Source organism: Hydrogenophaga sp. R2 (assembly GCF_049843595.1).
Classification (GTDB): domain Bacteria; phylum Pseudomonadota; class Gammaproteobacteria; order Burkholderiales; family Burkholderiaceae_C; genus Hydrogenophaga.
Genome location: NZ_JBBHZN010000001.1, coordinates 1,240,483 through 1,256,728, shown reverse-complemented (window position 1 = coordinate 1,256,728; position 16,246 = coordinate 1,240,483). Strand labels below are relative to the sequence as shown.

At 71.4% G+C, this 16,246-nt stretch carries 15 protein-coding genes; 4 read left to right on the top strand and 11 right to left on the bottom strand.

Going from position 1 to position 16,246, the window contains the following annotated elements; translation table 11 throughout:
* Window positions 1-18 precede the first annotated feature (18 nt).
* Genes bchO through WD026_RS05980 form a run of 5 tightly spaced genes read right to left on the bottom strand, consistent with a single transcriptional unit; the run spans window position 19 to window position 5,718 of the window.
* On the bottom strand, window positions 19-924 hold the full coding sequence (gene bchO, locus WD026_RS06000) for an alpha/beta fold hydrolase BchO (protein ID WP_425722717.1): 906 nt from the start codon (window positions 922-924) through the stop codon (window positions 19-21).
* A gap of 10 nt (window positions 925-934) precedes the next feature.
* Window positions 935-2,749, bottom strand: a complete 1,815-nt coding sequence (locus WD026_RS05995; protein ID WP_425722716.1) for a magnesium chelatase subunit D — start codon at window positions 2,747-2,749, stop codon at window positions 935-937.
* Entirely contained in the window at window positions 2,746-3,774 is a 1,029-nt protein-coding gene (gene bchI, locus WD026_RS05990) for a magnesium chelatase ATPase subunit I (protein WP_425722715.1), read from the bottom strand. Before bchI ends, WD026_RS05995 begins: the two co-directional genes overlap by 4 nt.
* Window positions 3,775-3,827: 53 nt before the next feature.
* Window positions 3,828-4,832: a hypothetical protein gene (locus WD026_RS05985; protein WP_425722714.1), complete on the bottom strand. Its 1,005-nt coding sequence runs from the start codon at window positions 4,830-4,832 to the stop codon at window positions 3,828-3,830.
* 4 nt (window positions 4,833-4,836) lie between these two features.
* Window positions 4,837-5,718: an STING domain-containing protein gene (locus WD026_RS05980; RefSeq protein ID WP_425722713.1), complete on the bottom strand. Its 882-nt coding sequence runs from the start codon at window positions 5,716-5,718 to the stop codon at window positions 4,837-4,839.
* A 146-nt stretch (window positions 5,719-5,864) separates the two neighbouring features.
* On the opposite strand from WD026_RS05980, the gene WD026_RS05975 reads away from it, so the two are divergent.
* The gene (locus WD026_RS05975; RefSeq protein WP_425722712.1) at window positions 5,865-8,690 is read left to right on the top strand and encodes a PAS domain-containing protein; all 2,826 of its coding nucleotides are present in this window, start codon (window positions 5,865-5,867) and stop codon (window positions 8,688-8,690) included.
* Window positions 8,691-8,696: 6 nt separating this feature from the next.
* Here WD026_RS05975 and WD026_RS05970 read toward each other — a convergent pair whose 3' ends face one another.
* The gene (locus tag WD026_RS05970; protein WP_425722711.1) at window positions 8,697-9,653 is read right to left on the bottom strand and encodes an inositol monophosphatase family protein; all 957 of its coding nucleotides are present in this window, start codon (window positions 9,651-9,653) and stop codon (window positions 8,697-8,699) included.
* A 118-nt stretch (window positions 9,654-9,771) separates the two neighbouring features.
* Here WD026_RS05970 and WD026_RS05965 point away from each other — a divergent pair, with 118 nt between their 5' ends.
* Entirely contained in the window at window positions 9,772-10,500 is a 729-nt protein-coding gene (locus WD026_RS05965) for an RNA methyltransferase (RefSeq protein ID WP_425722710.1), read from the top strand.
* Window positions 10,501-10,509: 9 nt separating this feature from the next.
* Window positions 10,510-11,283, top strand: coding sequence for a serine O-acetyltransferase (gene cysE / locus WD026_RS05960; protein ID WP_425722709.1), 774 nt, complete (start codon window positions 10,510-10,512; stop codon window positions 11,281-11,283).
* A gap of 3 nt (window positions 11,284-11,286) precedes the next feature.
* Here the strand turns inward: cysE and WD026_RS05955 are convergent, their stop codons facing one another.
* From WD026_RS05955 to yjgA, 3 genes are read right to left on the bottom strand one after another with little or no spacing between them, the layout of a single operon-like run.
* Window positions 11,287-11,763, bottom strand: a complete 477-nt coding sequence (locus WD026_RS05955) for an FKBP-type peptidyl-prolyl cis-trans isomerase (RefSeq protein WP_425722708.1) — start codon at window positions 11,761-11,763, stop codon at window positions 11,287-11,289.
* A gap of 13 nt (window positions 11,764-11,776) precedes the next feature.
* A complete protein-coding gene (gene mog / locus WD026_RS05950; RefSeq protein ID WP_425722707.1) occupies window positions 11,777-12,388 on the bottom strand; it encodes a molybdopterin adenylyltransferase in 612 nt (203 codons plus the stop codon).
* Window positions 12,381-13,031, bottom strand: a complete 651-nt coding sequence (yjgA, locus tag WD026_RS05945) for a ribosome biogenesis factor YjgA (RefSeq protein WP_425722706.1) — start codon at window positions 13,029-13,031, stop codon at window positions 12,381-12,383. The genes mog and yjgA overlap by 8 nt, the downstream gene beginning before the upstream one ends.
* Before the next feature lie 63 nt (window positions 13,032-13,094).
* On the opposite strand from yjgA, the gene pmbA reads away from it, so the two are divergent.
* Window positions 13,095-14,492, top strand: coding sequence for a metalloprotease PmbA (pmbA, locus tag WD026_RS05940; protein ID WP_425722705.1), 1,398 nt, complete (start codon window positions 13,095-13,097; stop codon window positions 14,490-14,492).
* A gap of 18 nt (window positions 14,493-14,510) precedes the next feature.
* On the opposite strand, the gene WD026_RS05935 is transcribed toward pmbA, so the two are convergent.
* Together WD026_RS05935 and WD026_RS05930 are read right to left on the bottom strand one after the other, a co-directional pair.
* Window positions 14,511-15,719 (bottom strand): ABC transporter substrate-binding protein, encoded by a 1,209-nt coding sequence (locus WD026_RS05935; RefSeq protein WP_425722704.1) that lies wholly within the window; start codon window positions 15,717-15,719, stop codon window positions 14,511-14,513.
* 67 nt (window positions 15,720-15,786) lie between these two features.
* Window positions 15,787-16,233 carry a GatB/YqeY domain-containing protein gene (locus tag WD026_RS05930; protein ID WP_425722703.1) on the bottom strand — a complete coding sequence of 149 codons (447 nt, stop codon included), beginning with the start codon at window positions 16,231-16,233 and terminating at the stop codon, window positions 15,787-15,789.
* Window positions 16,234-16,246: the final 13 nt, after the last annotated feature.

Below are 16,246 nucleotides of genomic sequence, written 5' to 3'. Positions count from 1 at the left end.
GCGGCTCGGGCGCGCCGGTCAGGCGTCCGGGTCGGGCAGGATCAGGGCGCTCACGCTGAGCGGGTCTTCCTCGTGGGCCAGGTGGCCCAGGTCGGGCAGCAGGCTCAGGCGACCGCGTGACCCCGGTGGCAGGGCCGCCAGGATGCGGGGTGCATGCGACGGCGGCACGGTGTGGTCGCGCTCGCCCACCACCAGGTCCAGCCGCACCGCCAGGCGCGGCAGGTCGGCCGCCAGCCGGGGCAGGTCCCAGTTGGCCATCATGGCCAGCGCGCCCCGGGCATGGGCCGGGCTGCTCACCAGGCGCTGGTAGAGCGCCTGGCCGGTGGCATCGAGCCGCGAGCCGGTGCCTTCCAGCAGGCGCGCCAGCACGGTGGGATCGCGCGCCCGCCAGGCAAACAGCTGCGGCACCAGCGGCAGGGCCGCCATCAGCTTGGCGGCCGGCGAAAACCATTGCCCGGCCAGCCCGCCCAGGGGCAGCACGGCTGCGTTCAGACCCACGATGCGGCCCGGCCGTGCGTGCCCGTCCAGCGCCATGCGGATGGCCACGGCCGCGCCGGCCGAGTGCCCCACCAGCAGGTCGGGGGCCGGCGTGTCCAGCGCCTGCAGCAAGGCCCCCAGGGCGCGGGCCATGCCGCTCAGGCCCAGCTGGGGCGAGCCGGCGCCACCGGGCGGCATGCCGGTGAAGGCATGGCCGGGCAGATCGACCGCGACCACCGTGGTGTGCGCGGCCAGCAGCGGCGCCAGGTCGCGCCAGCTGTGGGTGGAGGCACCCGTGCCGTGCAGCAGCAGGCAGCAGCCGCTGCTCCGGGTGGCGCCGGGCCAGGTCTGCACATGGCAGTGCAGGCCACCGGCCTGCACGAAGCGGCTGCGGTCCGCATGTGGCCAGCCGGGGCCGTCGCGGCGCCAGTCGAGGTCGTGGCTCATGGCGGCCGCCTCAGGTGCCGGGTTGCACCGACCGCACCACCGCGGACAGGCCGGCTGCCCCGGCGTGCGGGAGCGGCACGTAGCGGGCGCCCATGCCCTCGGCCACCGTGCGTGCCGTGTCGGCCGGCTGGGGCGAGGTGTCGATCAGCAGGGTGGTCAGGCCGGCGGCGCGCAGCTGCGCGGCCTGGGCCAGGGCGTCGGCTCCGGCCTGGGCGCGGCCGGGCGAGCCGTCGCGGGCGATGTTGGCGCGGCCGTCGGTCAGGAACACCAGCACCGGCGTGTCGCCGCTGCGCTGCAGCTGCAGGGCCAGGGCATGCGCGGACTCGATGGCGGCGGCCAGTGGCGTGCCGCCGCCACCGGGCAGGGCGGCCAGCTCGCGCCGCGCTCGGGCCAGCGAACGGGTGGGCGGCAGCAGCACCTCGGCCTGCTGGCCCCGGAAGGCCAGCACCGCCACCCGGTCGCGCCGCACATAGCAGTCGGCCAGCAGCAGCTCCACCGCGCCCTTGGCCTCGGCCAGCCGGTGCAGGGCGGCCGAGCCGGAAGCGTCCACCACGAACAGCGTGGTCACCGGCCGGTGCTGGCGGTGGCGCACCACATGGAAGTCTTCGCGCCGCACCCGCAGCCGCTCGGGCTCGCCGGGCGGGCGGCGCAGGGTCTGCCAGGGCGCGGCGGCGCGCAGCGTGTCCAGCACGTGCAGGCGCTGACCGCGCCGGGGATCGCCCCGGCGGGTGCCCACCGGGCGGCCGCGCGGCGTGTTGCGCAGTACCGCACCGGCCTGGCCGGCACCCCGGCTGGGCGGCTGCCCGGCCAGCACGCCGGCCTGCAGGGCGGCCAGCAGGCCGGGTGGCAGCACGGCGCGCACGGCCTCGATCAGGCGGTCCTGCAGCGGGTCCTGCGGCGTGTCGGGGGTGTCGGCCTCGGTGTCGCGGTCCGGGTCTGCAGGGTCATGGGGTGGATCGTCGCGCGGCGGTGGATCGGGTGGAAGCTCGTCCTCCGCCGGCGGGTCTTCCGCCGCTTCCGGGGGCAGCCGGGTGGCCCGGTGGGCCAGCACCAGCCGGGCCGCGATCTCGGCATGGGTCTGGCCGACGGCGGGGCTGCCGTCGAGCGCGGCGGCGGCCCGCGCCACGCGCACCGCCATCAGCGGGGCCCGCAGCGAGGCCACGCCCCATACCAGGGCGGTGGCGCACAGGGCCTGCAGGATGTCCTCCGGCAGCTGCACCGAGGCCAGGCGCTGGCGCGCGGCGGCCACGTCGGCCGGGGTCCAGTCGTGGGCGGCATCGGCGTCGGGTGGCAGGCCACGGTCGGCGCGCAGGTCCAGGTGCAGGGCCAGGCGCTCGGTGAGGGTCTGCGGCACGGCTTCGTCGGGCCGGTCGGCATCGGGCGTGGATTCGTCCAGGGCCACCAGCAGCCAGCGGGCGCTCTGGCGCTGCGACAGGCCGTCGCGCTGCAGCCGCACCTCGCCATGGTCGAGCACCGAGGCCAGCAGCGAGGCGGTGAGCGCCGGCACGCGTTCGGCGCTGGTCAGCAGCAGGGCGCCGCCATCGGCCCGGGCCAGCAGGCCGGGCTGCACCACCGGGCGCGCGGCCTGCAGCGTGGCGGCCAGGTCCAGGCCGCCCAGCAGCGCGGACTCGCCGGCGTGCAGGGGCAGCCGCTGCCAGGGGCTGCCGACGGGCAGCAGGCGGCGCAGCAGCGCCAGCCAGGCATCGCGCTGCGGGCCGGCCGGGCCTTGCAGGTGAATGCCGCCCAGACCCGAGGGGTCGACGGCCAGCAGCGCCGCCGCCAGTGCCGCGTCGGCACCGATGGCCGGGCGCTCGCTCAGGGTCATGCGCCCATCAGTTCGGACACCGCGCGGTCCACCCGGCTGGTGGAGCCGGTGCTGTCCAGCGGGTTGCGGCGCAGGCGGTGGCGCAGGGCCGGGGCGGCCACGCGCTTGAGATGGGCGTCGCCCACTGCGGCATCGCCGTCAAGGGCGGCCAGTGCGCGCGCGGCGCGCATGAGCGTGAGGTCACCGCGCAGGCCGTCGGTGCCCAGCGCCATGCACAACGACGAGATGCGCTCCCGGGCGGCGTCGGGCACCTGCACCGAGGCCAGGCGCTTGCGGCCGGCCACGATCTGGCGGCGCACCCGCTCGTCCTCTTTCTTCCAGGCGTCCACGAAGGCCGCGCGGTCCTGCTCGTAGGCGTCGCGGCGGCGCACCACCTCGACCCGGTCGGCCAGGCCGTCGGGGGTGCGCACCTCCACCGACAGGCCGAAGCGGTCCAGCAGCTGCGGCCGCAGTTCGCCTTCTTCGGGGTTGCCGCTGCCCACCAGCACGAAGCGCGCCGGGTGGCGGATGCTCAGGCCCTCGCGCTCCACCACGTTCTCGCCCGAGGCGGCCACGTCGATCAGCAGATCGACCAGGTGGTCCTCCAGCAGGTTGACCTCGTCGATGTACAGGAAGCCCCGGTGCGCCTGCGCCAGCAGCCCGGGCTCGAAGGCCTTGACGCCCTGCGACAGCGCGCGCTCCAGGTCGAGCGCCCCGACCACGCGGTCTTCGGTGGCGCCCAGCGGCAGGTCGACCACCGGCACCGGGATGCTGTGGGTGCGCGGCGCACGCCCCTCGGGCTTGAGCGTGGCGCACTGCTCGCAGCGGCTGGTGGTGTCGGCCGGGTCGCAGCCGTAGTGGCAGCCCACGACGGCCTTCATGGGCGGCAGCAGGGCGGCCAGGGCCCGCACGGCGGTGCTCTTGCCGGTGCCCCGGTCACCCAGCACCAGCACACCGCCGATGCTGGGATCGACCGCCGCGATCAGTATGGCGGTCTTCATCTCGTCCTGGCCGACGATGGCGGAGAAAGGGTAGGGCTGGGCCATATCGGTTCAGTATGTCACACAAAATGGACATATCGACAGGTTGACACCCGGGGTCAACCCCGGGCCTTGTCGATGCCGCGCACGGCGGCCCGGATGGCTTGTGCCAGCGGGCCGACCTGCTGGCTGTCGTCCAGCAGCACCAGCTGCAGACGTTGCCGCACCGGCCCCAGCCGCAGCCGCAGCAGGTCCTCGGCGGACCGCTCGCCCTGGGCGGCGGGTGCCTGACCGTCCAGCCCGTCCTGCAGCACCTGGGCGAACTTGGCGGCCTCGAAGCGCCGCACGATGGTGCCGCGACCGGCCGCCACCAGTTCGTTGGCCCAGGGCGAGCCGTCGAGTTCCTGCGAGGCCACGAAGGCCGCGAAGTGGGGCACCACCGCCAGGGTGGACGGCAGGTCGATCAGCACCGCATCGCCGCTGGGGCGGTGCACCACGGCGGTGACGCCCACACCGCGGCCGGTGTCCGGCCCGGCCGTGCCGTTGGCCAGTCCGGCCGGCTTGCCCGCCAGGGTGTCGGGTCCGGGCGGCACCGGGGCGGCATCGGCGGCGCTCAGCCGGGCCGAGCCGATCCACCAGTCCGGCCCCAACCGGTCCCGCAGGGCCTGCCGCAGCGCGGTGATGCTGGCGTTGTCCAGACCGTCCACCACCCGGGGCAAGGCCACCAGCAGTTGCCGCACCCGCTGCACGGCGGGCGGTTCGGTGCCGTCCGCTTCGGCCGCCAGCGCCAGCAGCTGGCGGGCCGGTTGTTCGGGGTCCAGCCGGTGACCGGTGGGGCGCAGGAAGTTCAGGCCGTAACCCACGGCCAGTGCCTCGCCCACATGGAAACGGTCGGCCCGCGCCCGGGTGTCGCGCACGCTGCGGGTGAGCAGCCACAGGCCCAGCAGCAGCGCCAGCAGGGTCACGCCCAGCGACTCCACCGGCCCGAGCCAGACCGGTGCTTCGTCCCCGCGCAGCGAAGCCAGGAGCTGGAAACCGGCCGACGCCAGCGGGATGGTCACGGCCAGCAGCTGGGTCCAGGGCCAGCCGCGCACGCGTTCGATCAGGGAGCTGAATCCGGCCATGGTGTCAGGCTCCCGAGGACAGCAGTTCGCGGATGCGGTGCTCGGCCACTTCGGCCGGCACCACATGCACCTGCAATGCCGATGACTGCCGCAGGGGGTCGGCGCCGCCGACCTGGGCCACCACGTCGCGGAATTCGTTGAGCACCTGCACGAAGCGCTCGGTGGCCAGCCGGGCGGGTGACGGTGCGCCATCGGCACCGGGTTCGGCACTCAGGGTTTCGTGCACCACGTTCAGCGTGGTGGGCACGTCCAGCAGCACGGCAGGGCCCTGGGGGTCGGCCTGCAGCAGCCGCAGTTCGATGGGCCGACTCCAGACGCCCTCGGGGGTGTGGCGGATGCGGTCGAACACCACCGTGTGCATCTGCAGCCCGGTGCAGCGGCGGGCGATCAGGGCCGCGCCGGCGGCCGGGGTGCTGCAGACGCTGTGGTCCTGGCACGGAATGGCCACCACCAGGCCGTGCAGCGGCGGCAGACGGTCCAGGGGCCGGCCATCGAGCTGGACGGTGAACAGGCTGTGTTCGGTCACCGGGGCCACGCCGGCCTGGCGCAGGCTGCGCAGCAGCGGCTGCAGGAAGTTGAAGTAGTAGCCGGTGGCCAGGCCCCGCGCCACGCTGAACAGGCTGGTGGCGTTCGGCGTGGCCGGTTCGTTGCCACGCACCACGGCCACCGCCACCCACAACGCCGCCAGGGTGGTCAGCACGGTGGCCGCATGGCCGGCCCAGGGCACCTCCACCCCGTGATGCCAGGCTTGCCACGCGGCATGGATCTGGATGAGCAGCACGGCCGCACCGGTGAGCACGGCGGGCAGGAAGCGCGGTTGCAGGATGACCTGCAGCAGACCTGCGCCAACATGGTGCAGGAAGGGGGAGCGGCGGGGGTTTGTCATGGGGGCTGCAGGCGAGTGACGGCCGTCGGATGCGGGTAGACCCATACCCCACGGTGCAGGGCTTCATGCACAATGTTTTACATCAACCCAGGTCGACCGCAAGAACCGCCGGCGCTGCTCCACGGCAATCCCCAATGCCATCACCCTTGCCTTACGCCGCCTTCTTCGACGGTCTCCCGCTGCCCGCTGCAGTCACCCGCCGAAGCGACGGGCGACTGGTGGATGTCAACCAGGCCTGGCTCACGCTGACCGGGCTGCAGCGCACCGATGCCATCGGCCGTACCACGCTGGAACTCGGTCACTGGCCCGATCCGGCCGACCGCGCCGCGTTTCTGTCCCAGGTGCCCTGCGAACACCAGCTGCTGCAGCTCATGCTGCGCCCCGGGCGCATGTACAGCGTGCGCATGCACACCTCGCTGATCGAGTCGACCGACGAGCTGCTGATCCTCAACGTCTTCACCGACGCCACCCACGAGGCGGCCACCGACGAAGCCCTGCGCTTCAGCGAACAGGCACTCGCCCAGGCCAACCGCCTGCTGCAGCACCGGCTGGAGCTGTACGCCGAGATCGAGCAGGTGGCCCGGGTGGGTTACTGGACCAATGCCGGCAGCGAGCAGCATGTGTTCTGGTCGCCCGGCATGTACGCCATGACCGGGCTGCAGCCGGTCGACCTGATCACCCGCCGCGAGGGACGCGGGCGCATCCACCCGGACGACATGCCGGCCTGGCTGGCCGCCCGCGACGCCGCCGACGGCAGCGAGGTGGAGTTCCGCTGGCTGCACCCCGACGGCCGCACCCGCTGGTACCGCAGCCGCATCGGGCGCACCGTGGTCGACGGTCAGCCCATGACCGATTTCGGCGTGGTGCACGACATCACCGATGAACGCGAGGTCCGCCTGCAGCTGGCCGAGCAGCTGCGCCTGCTGCGCAACATCGCCGAACGCGTGCCGGGCCTGACCTACCAGGCCCGCCGCAACCCGGACGGCACCGCGCAGATCACCTACGTCAACGACCGCGCCCTCGACATGCTGGAGTTCACGCCCGAAGAACTCATGGCCGACGTGCGCAAGCTGTACTCGCGGGTGCATCCCGACGATCTCAAGGCCACGCTGGCATCGGTCGATGTCTCGGCCCGCGAGCTCACGCTCTGGAGCCATTCCTACCGCGTGGTGCTGCCGCGCCAGGGGCTGCGCTGGCACCAGGTGAACGCCGCCCCCCAGCGCGAGCCCGATGGCAGCGTGGTGTGGCATGGCTACACCACCGACATCACCGAAGAGCGCCAGGCCCAGCAGCGGGCCGAGCGGCAGCAGCGCATGCTCGATGCGGTGCGCGAGGCCCAGGCCCTGTTCATCGAGGCCGAGGACAAGCGGCGGGCCTTCGAAGGCCTGCTGGAGACCTTTCTGAAGGTCACCGGGAGCCATTACGGCTTCATCGGCGAGGTGCTCCACGACGGGCCCGACCGACCGTACCTGCGCACCCATGCCGTCACCGACATCTCGTGGGACGAGGCCTCGCGCCAGCACTACCAGGCGCACCGCGAGAGCGGCATGGTGTTCCGCAACCTGCGCACCCTGTTCGGCCATGCCATGACCACCCGCGAGCCGGTGATCTCCAACCACCCGGCCCACGATCCGCGCCGGGGTGGTCTGCCGCCCGGCCATCCGCCGATGGAGTCCTTTCTGGGCGTGCCGCTGATGGTGGGCGAGCAGATGGTGGCCATGGTGGGTCTGGCCAACCAGGATGGCGGGTACGAGGAGGACGACATCCAGTTCCTGGCGCCGCTGCTGGGTGCCGTGCGGCAGCTGGTGCTGGCGCACCGCGCCCTGGTGGCGCGCAGAGAGACCGAGGCCGCCCTGCAGGCCGAACGCCAGCGGCTGGCCTGGATCCTGGAGGCCACGCGCCCGGGCATCTGGGAGGCCGACCTGGGGGTCGGTTCGTTGCAGGTGGATGCCCGCTGGGCCGAGATCGTGGGCTACACGCTGGAGGAGCTCCAGCCGATCAACCTGTCCACCTGGGAGCGGCTGACCCACCCGGACGACCTGGCCGAAGCCCTGAGGCTGAGCAACCTGCACATCGAGGGCCAGCTGCCCTACTACGAGTGCGACATCCGCATGCGCCACAAGCAGGGACACTGGGTGTGGATCAACACCCGGGGGCGGGTGCACCGCCGCACCGAAGACGGCACCGTGATGTACATGTCGGGCACCCACATCGACATCACCGACCGCGTGACCGCGCAGGAGGAGGTGCGTGCTCTCAATGCCAGTCTGGAACAGCGGGTGCGCGAGCGCACCGCCCAGCTGGAGCGCTCCATGCGCGACATGGAAGCCATCTCGTACTCCATCGCGCACGATCTGCGGGCGCCCCTGCGCTCGGTCAACGGCTTCGTGACGCTCATCCAGGAGACCGAGGGCGAGCGACTGAGTCCCGAGGGGGCCGACATGTTCGCGCGCGTGGTGCGGTCGTCGGCCAACATGGGCCGCATGATCACCGACATGCTGGAGCTGCTGCGGGTGGTGCAGGTGGACATGGCCCCGGTGCCGGTGGACATGGTGGCGCTGACCCGTTCGGTGGTGGAGGCCCTCACGCCCGAGGACGGTCCCTGGCATGTGCAGGTGGGCCACATGCCGGCGGCACTCGGCGATGCCACCCTGCTGCGCCAGGTGCTGAGCAACCTGGTGGACAACGCCATCAAGTATTCGCAGCACCTGCCGGGCCCGAAGGTCACGGTGGGCTTCGACATTCCGCAGGAAGCCTACTTCGTGCGGGACAACGGCATGGGCTTCGACATGGCCCGTGCCGGCAAGCTGTTCGGGCTGTTCCAGCGCCTGCACCCGGGGTCGGAAGTGCCCGGCATGGGCGTGGGTCTGGCCATCGTGGCCCGCATCATCGAGCGGCACGGGGGCCGCGTGTGGGCCGAATCCGCGCCAGGGCAGGGCGCGGTCTTCTGGTTCAGGCTGCCGCTGGCCTGAGCCGGCTCAGAACGGCGCGGCGTTGTCGTCGGAGGCCTCTGCGGCGTCGTCGCCCGGTGCGGCCGAGGCATCGCCGGAGGCGTCGGCTGCGCCGGCCTGCTTGCGCCGCACCGACATGCGGGCCTGGCGCACCGCGGCCTTGTCACCGGCGCTGGCGAACTTGCTGTACTTGCCGGTGAGTGCGATCAGCTGGCCGTAGATCTTGGGGTTGGCGGCCAGGCATTCCTTCTGTTCCATGAAGTCCGACTCGCCGGTGAAGTTGCCGATCAGGCCACCGGCCTCGGTCACCAGCAGCGAGCCGGCGGCCACGTCCCACGGCGACAGCCCCATCTCGAAGAAGCCGTCGGAGAAGCCGGCGGCCACATAGGCCAGGTCCAGCGCGGCCGAGCCCGGGCGGCGAACGCCGGCCACCTTGGGCATCACGTCGCCCAGCATCTGCAGGTAGGTCTGGAAGGCGTCGCCCGGGCGGAACGGGAAGCCGGTGGAAATGAGGCAGTCGCGCAGGGTGTTGCGCTTGGCCACCCGGATGCGGCGCTCGTTGAGGTAGGCGCCGCGTCCGCGCGTGGCGCAGAACAGGTCGTTGCGGGTGGGGTCGTACACCACGGCCTGCTCGATGCGGTTGCCCACCATGAGCGCGATGCTCACGCAGTACACCGGAAAGCCGTGGATGAAGTTGGTGGTGCCGTCCAGGGGGTCGATGATCCAGACATGGTCTGCGCCGCCCTTTTTGCCCGGGCGCTGGCCGGATTCCTCGGCCCAGATGCCGTGATCGGGGTAGGCGGTGAGCAGGGTCTCGATGATGGCGGCCTCGGCGGCCTGATCGATCTCGGTCACGAAGTCGTTGGTCTGCTTGACCGAGACCCGGACCGACTCCACGTCCAGCGCGGCGCGGTTGATGATGGCACCGGCGGTGCGGGCGGCCTTGATGGCCACGTTGAGCATGGGGTGGAGGTTGGACGACATGAGTTGTAGGCCCGCGTGCGTGGCACACGGGCGAAAGAGCGGAGGAGGTTCGGGGAGCCGGCACCGGCGATGCGGGCGGCGACAATATCCAAGATTTTACCTGCCCGGCCCCACCTCCATGCGCACCCGCTTCATCCTCATCCAGACCAGCCATGCCGGCAACGTGGGCGGTGCTGCCCGCGCCATGAAGGTCATGGGCTTCGACGACCTGGTGCTGGTGGCCCCGCGCTGGCCCAATGTGCTGCGGCGCGAGGAGACCATCCAGCGCGCCAGCGGCGCCATCGACGTGCTGGAAAACGCCCGCGTGGTCGACACGCTGGACGAGGCCCTGGACGGCATCACCCACCTGTGCGCCACCGCCATGACGCCGCGCGACTTCGGCCCGCCCACCCGGGCCCCGCGCGAGCACTTTGCCACCCTGGCCGCCGAGCCGCCGGCCGGCGTGGCCTTCCTGTTCGGCAGCGAACGCTTCGGCATGCGCAACGAAGACGTCTACCGCTGCCATGTGGCCCTGTCGATTCCCACCGCGCCGAACTTCGGCTCGCTCAACCTGGCCGCCGCGGTGCAGCTGCTGGCCTACGACTGGCGCCAGGCCCTGGGCGGCTTTGCGGTGCAGCCGGCCGTGGCCGAGCGGCCCGCGGCCGACGCGGCCGCGGTGGCCGGCATGCTGGCCCACCTGGAGCAGGCGCTGGTGGCGGTGGACTTCCTCGACCCGGCCGCGCCCAAGAAGCTCATGCCCCGCCTGCAGCAGATGTTCAACCGCGCTGCACCCACCGAGGAAGAAATCCACATTCTTCGCGGTGTTGCCAAGGCGATGCTGCAGACCGCCGACCGGGCGAAGGGCTAGACTGCCGCCATGTTTGCCCGCCTCCGCTCCGACATCCAGTGCATCCTTGAACGCGATCCTGCCGCGCGCAGCGCCTTCGAGGTGCTCACCTGCTACCCGGGTCTGCACGCGGTGCTGTTGCACCGCCCGGCGCACTGGTGCTGGAACCACGGCCTGCGCTGGCCGGGGCGGTTCATCTCGCACATCGCGCGGTTCCTCACCGGCATCGAGATCCACCCGGGCGCGAAGATCGGCAACCGCGTGTTCTTCGACCATGCCATGGGCACCGTGGTGGGCGAGACCGCCGAGATCGGTGACGGCTGCACCATCTACCAGGGCGTGACCCTGGGCGGCACCTCGCTCTACAAGGGCACCAAGCGCCACCCCACGCTGGGCCGCGACGTGGTGGTGAGCGCCGGTGCCAAGGTGCTGGGCGGCTTCGAGGTGGGGGATGGCGCCAAGATCGGCAGCAATGCGGTGGTCATCAAGCCGGTGCCGGCCGGTGCCACTGCGGTGGGCATTCCGGCCCGCATCATCCCCAGCAAGCAGGGCGAGAGCGCCGACGTGACCGAAGACGCCAAGCCCAAGTTCCAGGCCTACGGCATCACCCAGGAAGACGACCCGCTGCAGCAGGCCCTGCGCGGCCTGGTCGACTCCGCCGCCAGCCAGGAACACCAGATCGCGCTGCTGTGGCAGGCCATCGAGAAGCTGGCCGAAGCCCGCGAGCGCGACTGCGTGCCGAAAGACGCCGCGCGCCAGGAGTGCTTCGAGGCCGACAAGCTCAATCAGCTCGTCGGCAAGTAAGGCTCAATGGTGGTGGCCGTGCGCGCCATGCGCGTGGCCGTGCTGCACTTCCTCGGGTGAAGCGGCGCGCACATCGATCACCGTCAGCGTGAAGGTCAGGTCTTCGCCGGCCAGGGGATGGTTGGCGTCCAGGTGCACCGTGTCGCCCTTGATCTTCTTGACGGTGAAGATCTTGCGCACGCCCTGGTTGTCCACGCCCTCGATCTGACCGCCCACTTTCACGCCGGGCGGGAATTCGGCCTTGGGGATGGTGGTGATCAGGGTCTCGTCGCGCTCGCCGAAGGCCAGCGAGGGCTGCAGCGTCACGGTGGTGCTGAAGCCGGCTTCCTGGTTTTCCAGCGCCAGTTCGATGCCGGGCAGCGTGTTGCCGTAGCCGCCGTGCAGGTAGGCGCGCGGCGTCTTGCCGTCTTCCAGCACCTTGCCTTTGCTGTCGGTGGCCTTGAAACGCAGGGTGACGACGGTGTCCTTGGTGATCTTCATGGTGGGGTCCGTTTCAGGAGGCTGCACGTGCGGGGCGCACGGCGGATTTGGGGCGGAAGGCCTTGACGACCTCGTCGCGGGTTTCCAGGTAGGGGCCGCCGATCAGGTCGATGCAGTAGGGCACGGCGGCAAAGATGCCGTTGACCCGCTGCGTGCCGTCGGGGTTCTTCAGGCCCTCCAGCGTCTCGGCAATCGCCTTGGGCTGGCCGGGCAGGTTGATGATGAGGCTCTGGTCGCGGATGACCGCCACCTGGCGCGACAGGATGGCCGTGGGCACGAAGGCCAGGCTGATCTGGCGCATCTGCTCGCCGAAACCCGGCATCTCCTTGTGGGCCACGGCCAGCGTGGCCTCGGGTGTCACGTCGCGCAGGGCCGGGCCGGTGCCGCCGGTGGTGAGCACCAGCGAGCAGCCGGCGTCCACCAGCTCGATCAGCGTGGCGCTGATGCGGTCGGCCTCGTCGGGGATCAGGCGCGGCTCGAAGGTGATGGGGTTGTGCAGCGCGCGGGTCAGCCAGTCCTGCAGGGCGGGCAGGCCCTGGTCCTGGTAGACGCCGGTGCTGGCGCGGTCGCTGATGGAGACGATGCCGATGCGCACGGCATCGGCGGCAGGGCGGGTGTCAGTCATGGTCGGCGGTGTCGGTGTCGTCCTGGGCATCGGCGCGGGCCAGTGCGGCCTTGACCTGCTGGAAGATGTCGCGGTAGGCCCGGCCGTGGCGCACGGCCTCGCCGGGGCGTTCCTGCGCCGCGGTGGCCTGGGCGTCCTTGCGGGCCTGGCGGATGAGGGTGCGCAGCTGCTGGGCGTCGGCCTCGGTGTCGATCTTGAGCCAGTCGGTGAGTGCCTGGTCGTCGGCCACCAGCCGGTCGCGCCACTGTTCGGCCTGGTGCAGGCGCAGCGTCTCGGCGGCCGAGGGCTTGCGCTGTTCTTCCAGCGCGGCCTCGATGGCGGCCACGGCCTCGTCGTCGAGCTTGCGCATGAGCTTGCCGATGAACTGCATCTGGCGGCGCTTGCCTTCGAAGTCGGTGATGCGCCGGGCCTCGGCCAGCGCATCCAGCAGCTTGTCGCCCAGGTCCAGCCGGGCCATCAGGTCGCTGCGCAGGGTCAGCAGGTCCTGTCCGAGCTGCTGCAGGTGGTCGCTGTGCTTCTTGAGGTCGGTCTTGCTCATGTCGACCGAACCCTTGAGCTCGCGCTTGAGCTCCAGGTCGAGTTCGCTGCCCAGGGCAACGAACTGGCCACGGACGAAATAGCCTTTGGTGGGTTTGCGGGACATCGGAGGGGGCACTGCGCCAGCGGCAGCGCCGGGTGAAGGGCGGCCCGTATCATAGCGGCCGACATGAAAAACCCCGCCCACACCCAGCCGCTTGCCGGCTTCCAGTACGCCCGCAGCCAGTTCGAGGAACTGGTCGATCTGGCCCTCTCTCATGCCCGCAGCCTGGGCGCTGCCGATGCCGCGGCCGAGGTGTCGGAGGGCGCCGGACTCAGCGTCTCGGTGCGCAAGGGCGAGCTGGAGAACGTGGAGCGCAACCGCGACAAGTCGCTGGGCGTCACGGTCTACCTGGGCCAGCGCAGGGGCAATGCGTCCACCTCCGACTTCTCGCCGGCCGCCATCCGGCAGACGGTGCAGGCCGCCTACGACATCGCCCGCTTCACCGCCGAAGACCCGGTGGCCGGCCTGCCCGACCCGCAGGACGTGGCCGACCGCTACCCCGATCTGGACCTGTTCCACCCCTGGGCGCTCACCTCGGAAGAGGCGGTGCGCATCGCCCTGGAATGCGAGGACGCAGCCCTGTCGACCAGCCGCCAGATCACCAACAGCGAAGGCGCGGGCGTGTCGGCCCAGCAGTCGCATTTCTTCACCGCCCACATGCGCGGCGGCGAGCGCGGCCGGCCCGGCATCTTCAGCGGCGGCTACGCCAGCTCGCGCCACAGCCTGTCGGTGTCGCCGATTGCGGGCAAGGGCGCGAAGATGCAGCGCGACTTCTGGTACAGCAGCCAGCGCGCCCCGCAGGACCTGGCCAGCCCGCAGGCGGTCGGTCGTTATGCCGCGCAGCGCGCCTTGTCGCGCCTGGGCGCCCGCAAGATCCCCACCACCGAATGCCCGGTGCTGTTCGAGTCGCCCATGGCCGCCGGCCTGCTGGGGGCCTATGTGCAGGCCACCAGCGGCGGTGCCCTCTACCGCAAGACCACCTTCCTGGCCGACAGCCTAGGCAAGCAGGCGCTGGCCCGCCACATCGACATTGCCGAAGACCCGCACCTCGTCAACGGCAAGGGCAGCGCCCCGTTCGACGACGAGGGTGTTCGCACCAGCGCCCGCAAGGTGGTGTCGGCCGGGCGTGTGAAGGGCTACTTCCTGTCCACCTACTCGGCCCGCAAGCTGGGCATGCGCACCACGGGCAATGCCGGCGGATCGCACAACCTGGTGATGACCAGCCGCCTCACGCGGCCCGAGGACGATCTGGATGCCCTCATCCGCCGCATGGGCCGGGGCCTGCTGGTCACCGAGCTCATGGGGCAGGGCGTCAACTACGTCACCGGCGACTACTCTCGCGGCGCCGCCGGCTACTGGGTGGAGAACGGCGAGATCGCCTACCCGGTGCAGGAGATCACCATCGCCGGCAACCTGCGCGACATGCTGCTGGGCATCGAGGCCATCGGCGCGGACGCCTACAACTACGGCGCCAAGACGGTGGGCTCGGTCCTGGTCAACCGCATGAAGGTGGCCGGCAGCTGACCGGCCCCCATCCCCGCTTCAGCGCTTGCGCTGCACGAACAGGTTGCGCCTGGCGTCTTCCGGGTAGGCAAAGGTCACCTTGCCCTTGCGCACCTGGCCCATGATCAGCATGTTGCTGGTCAGGGCCTCCTTGTCGTCCGGCGTGAACGGCCGGTCGTAGGTGGCCACCACGCCGTAGTAGGTGCGGGGCAGGTTTTCCAGCGCCTGCTTGACGGCCGGGCCGTCGAGCTTGCCGCGCACCGCAAAGATGGCATAGGTCAGCAGGTACATGGCGTCGTACGACTGGGCTGCGGCCATGGGCACCGGCGGCGGTCCCTGGAACTTGCGCGCATACGAGGCCAGGAAAGCGGCGCGGCGCTCGTTGCTGGGCTCGGCGATGAAGCTCTGCGCCATGAGCGCGCCTTCCGCCGCGGCGCCGCCACCGGCAATGAAGAACGGGAACGACAAGGTCCAGCCGCCCACCTGCGGAACGTCCCAGCCCATGGCCTGACGGCCCAGCGCGATGGTGGCGTTCTCGGGGCCCACGGTGTAGCTGAAGATCACGTTGGCACCGGCCTGGCGGGCTTTCTGCAGGCCGGCGGTGAGGTCCTTGACCCCCAGGTCGAAGCGCTCCACGTGCACCGGCTTGAGCTGGTGGGTGGCCAGTGCGGCCTCCACGTCCTTCAGGCCGGATTCGCCGTAGGGCGTCTTGTCGGCAAAGATGGCCACCTTGGTCCAGCCCCGGCGGATCAGGTCGTTCACCACGAAGGGGGCCTGCAGGGCATCGCTGGGGGCGTTGCGGAAGACATAGCTCTCGGGCGCCGGGAACTGGCGCGTGACCGGTGCGCCGGCCGAGCAGGGCACCAGCAGCGGCACCTTGGCCTGCTGGAACAGCTCGATGGACTTGAGCGCCACGCCGGTGTTGCAGAAGCCGATGGCGGCCAGCACACCCGAATCCAGCATGGCCTGCGAAGCGGCGCGGCCGGCGTCGGGCTGGGCCTTGTCGTCGTGCACCACCAGCTCGATGGGGCGACCCAGGTAGCCGCCCGCCGCGTTGATCTCGTCGGCGGCCATCTGCGCCCCGTTGAGCACCGGCCGGCCAAAGTCGGACGACGGACCGGTCAGCGGCGCGATCAACCCGATGCGGATGGGCGCCGGCGACGGCGGGGTCTGGGCTGCCGCCGGCCAGGCCATCAGGCTGGCCAGGGCCGTCAGCAGGGCACAACCGGCCTTTCGCACATGTTTCATGGAGACCTCCTGGATCAAGGGCTGACCAAAATACGCCGGGGTGCGGTGCGCTACCCCTGGGGGGTTGTCAGCCCGCCAGGGCGGCCTTGACCGCTGCCGACACGGCACCCATGTCGGCCTTGCCGGCGAGTCGCGTCTTGACCGCGCCCATCACACGGCCCATGTCGCCGGGGCCGGCGGCACCGAGCTCGGCCACGATGGCGCGCACCTCGGCCGCCACCTCGTCGGCCGACAGGCGTTGCGGCAGGTAGGTCTGCAGCACGGCCATCTCGGCGGCTTCCTGGGCCGCCAGATCGGCGCGGCCGCCCTGTTCGAAGGCGGCGATCGAGTCCTTGCGCTGCTTGACCAGCTTGTCGACCACGGCGATCACGGCCGCGTCGTCGAGCTCGATGCGTTCGTCCACCTCGCGCTGCTTGATGGCGGCCTGCAGCAGTCGCAGGGTGTCGCGGCGCTGGTTGTCCTTGGCCAGCATGGCGGCCTTGATGTCCTGGGCGAGTTGGTCCTTGATGGGCATGGTGGGTCCTGGG

Excerpts from the sequence above, each read along its gene's own strand:
- bchI (WP_425722715.1), bottom strand. The coding sequence starts at position 3,774 with ATGGCCCAGCCCTACCCTTTCTCCGCCATCGTCGGCCAGGACGAGATG.
- WD026_RS05930 (WP_425722703.1), bottom strand. The coding sequence starts at position 16,233 with ATGCCCATCAAGGACCAACTCGCCCAGGACATCAAGGCCGCCATGCTG.
- WD026_RS05980 (WP_425722713.1), bottom strand. The coding sequence starts at position 5,718 with ATGACAAACCCCCGCCGCTCCCCCTTCCTGCACCATGTTGGCGCAGGT.
- bchO (WP_425722717.1), bottom strand. The coding sequence starts at position 924 with ATGAGCCACGACCTCGACTGGCGCCGCGACGGCCCCGGCTGGCCACAT.
- WD026_RS05970 (WP_425722711.1), bottom strand. The coding sequence starts at position 9,653 with ATGTCGTCCAACCTCCACCCCATGCTCAACGTGGCCATCAAGGCCGCC.
- WD026_RS05955 (WP_425722708.1), bottom strand. The coding sequence starts at position 11,763 with ATGAAGATCACCAAGGACACCGTCGTCACCCTGCGTTTCAAGGCCACC.
- yjgA (WP_425722706.1), bottom strand. The coding sequence starts at position 13,031 with ATGTCCCGCAAACCCACCAAAGGCTATTTCGTCCGTGGCCAGTTCGTT.
- WD026_RS05995 (WP_425722716.1), bottom strand. The coding sequence starts at position 2,749 with ATGACCCTGAGCGAGCGCCCGGCCATCGGTGCCGACGCGGCACTGGCG.
- WD026_RS05935 (WP_425722704.1), bottom strand. The coding sequence starts at position 15,719 with ATGAAACATGTGCGAAAGGCCGGTTGTGCCCTGCTGACGGCCCTGGCC.
- mog (WP_425722707.1), bottom strand. The coding sequence starts at position 12,388 with ATGACTGACACCCGCCCTGCCGCCGATGCCGTGCGCATCGGCATCGTC.
- WD026_RS05985 (WP_425722714.1), bottom strand. The coding sequence starts at position 4,832 with ATGGCCGGATTCAGCTCCCTGATCGAACGCGTGCGCGGCTGGCCCTGG.
- cysE (WP_425722709.1), top strand. The coding sequence starts at position 10,510 with ATGTTTGCCCGCCTCCGCTCCGACATCCAGTGCATCCTTGAACGCGAT.
- WD026_RS05965 (WP_425722710.1), top strand. The coding sequence starts at position 9,772 with ATGCGCACCCGCTTCATCCTCATCCAGACCAGCCATGCCGGCAACGTG.
- pmbA (WP_425722705.1), top strand. The coding sequence starts at position 13,095 with ATGAAAAACCCCGCCCACACCCAGCCGCTTGCCGGCTTCCAGTACGCC.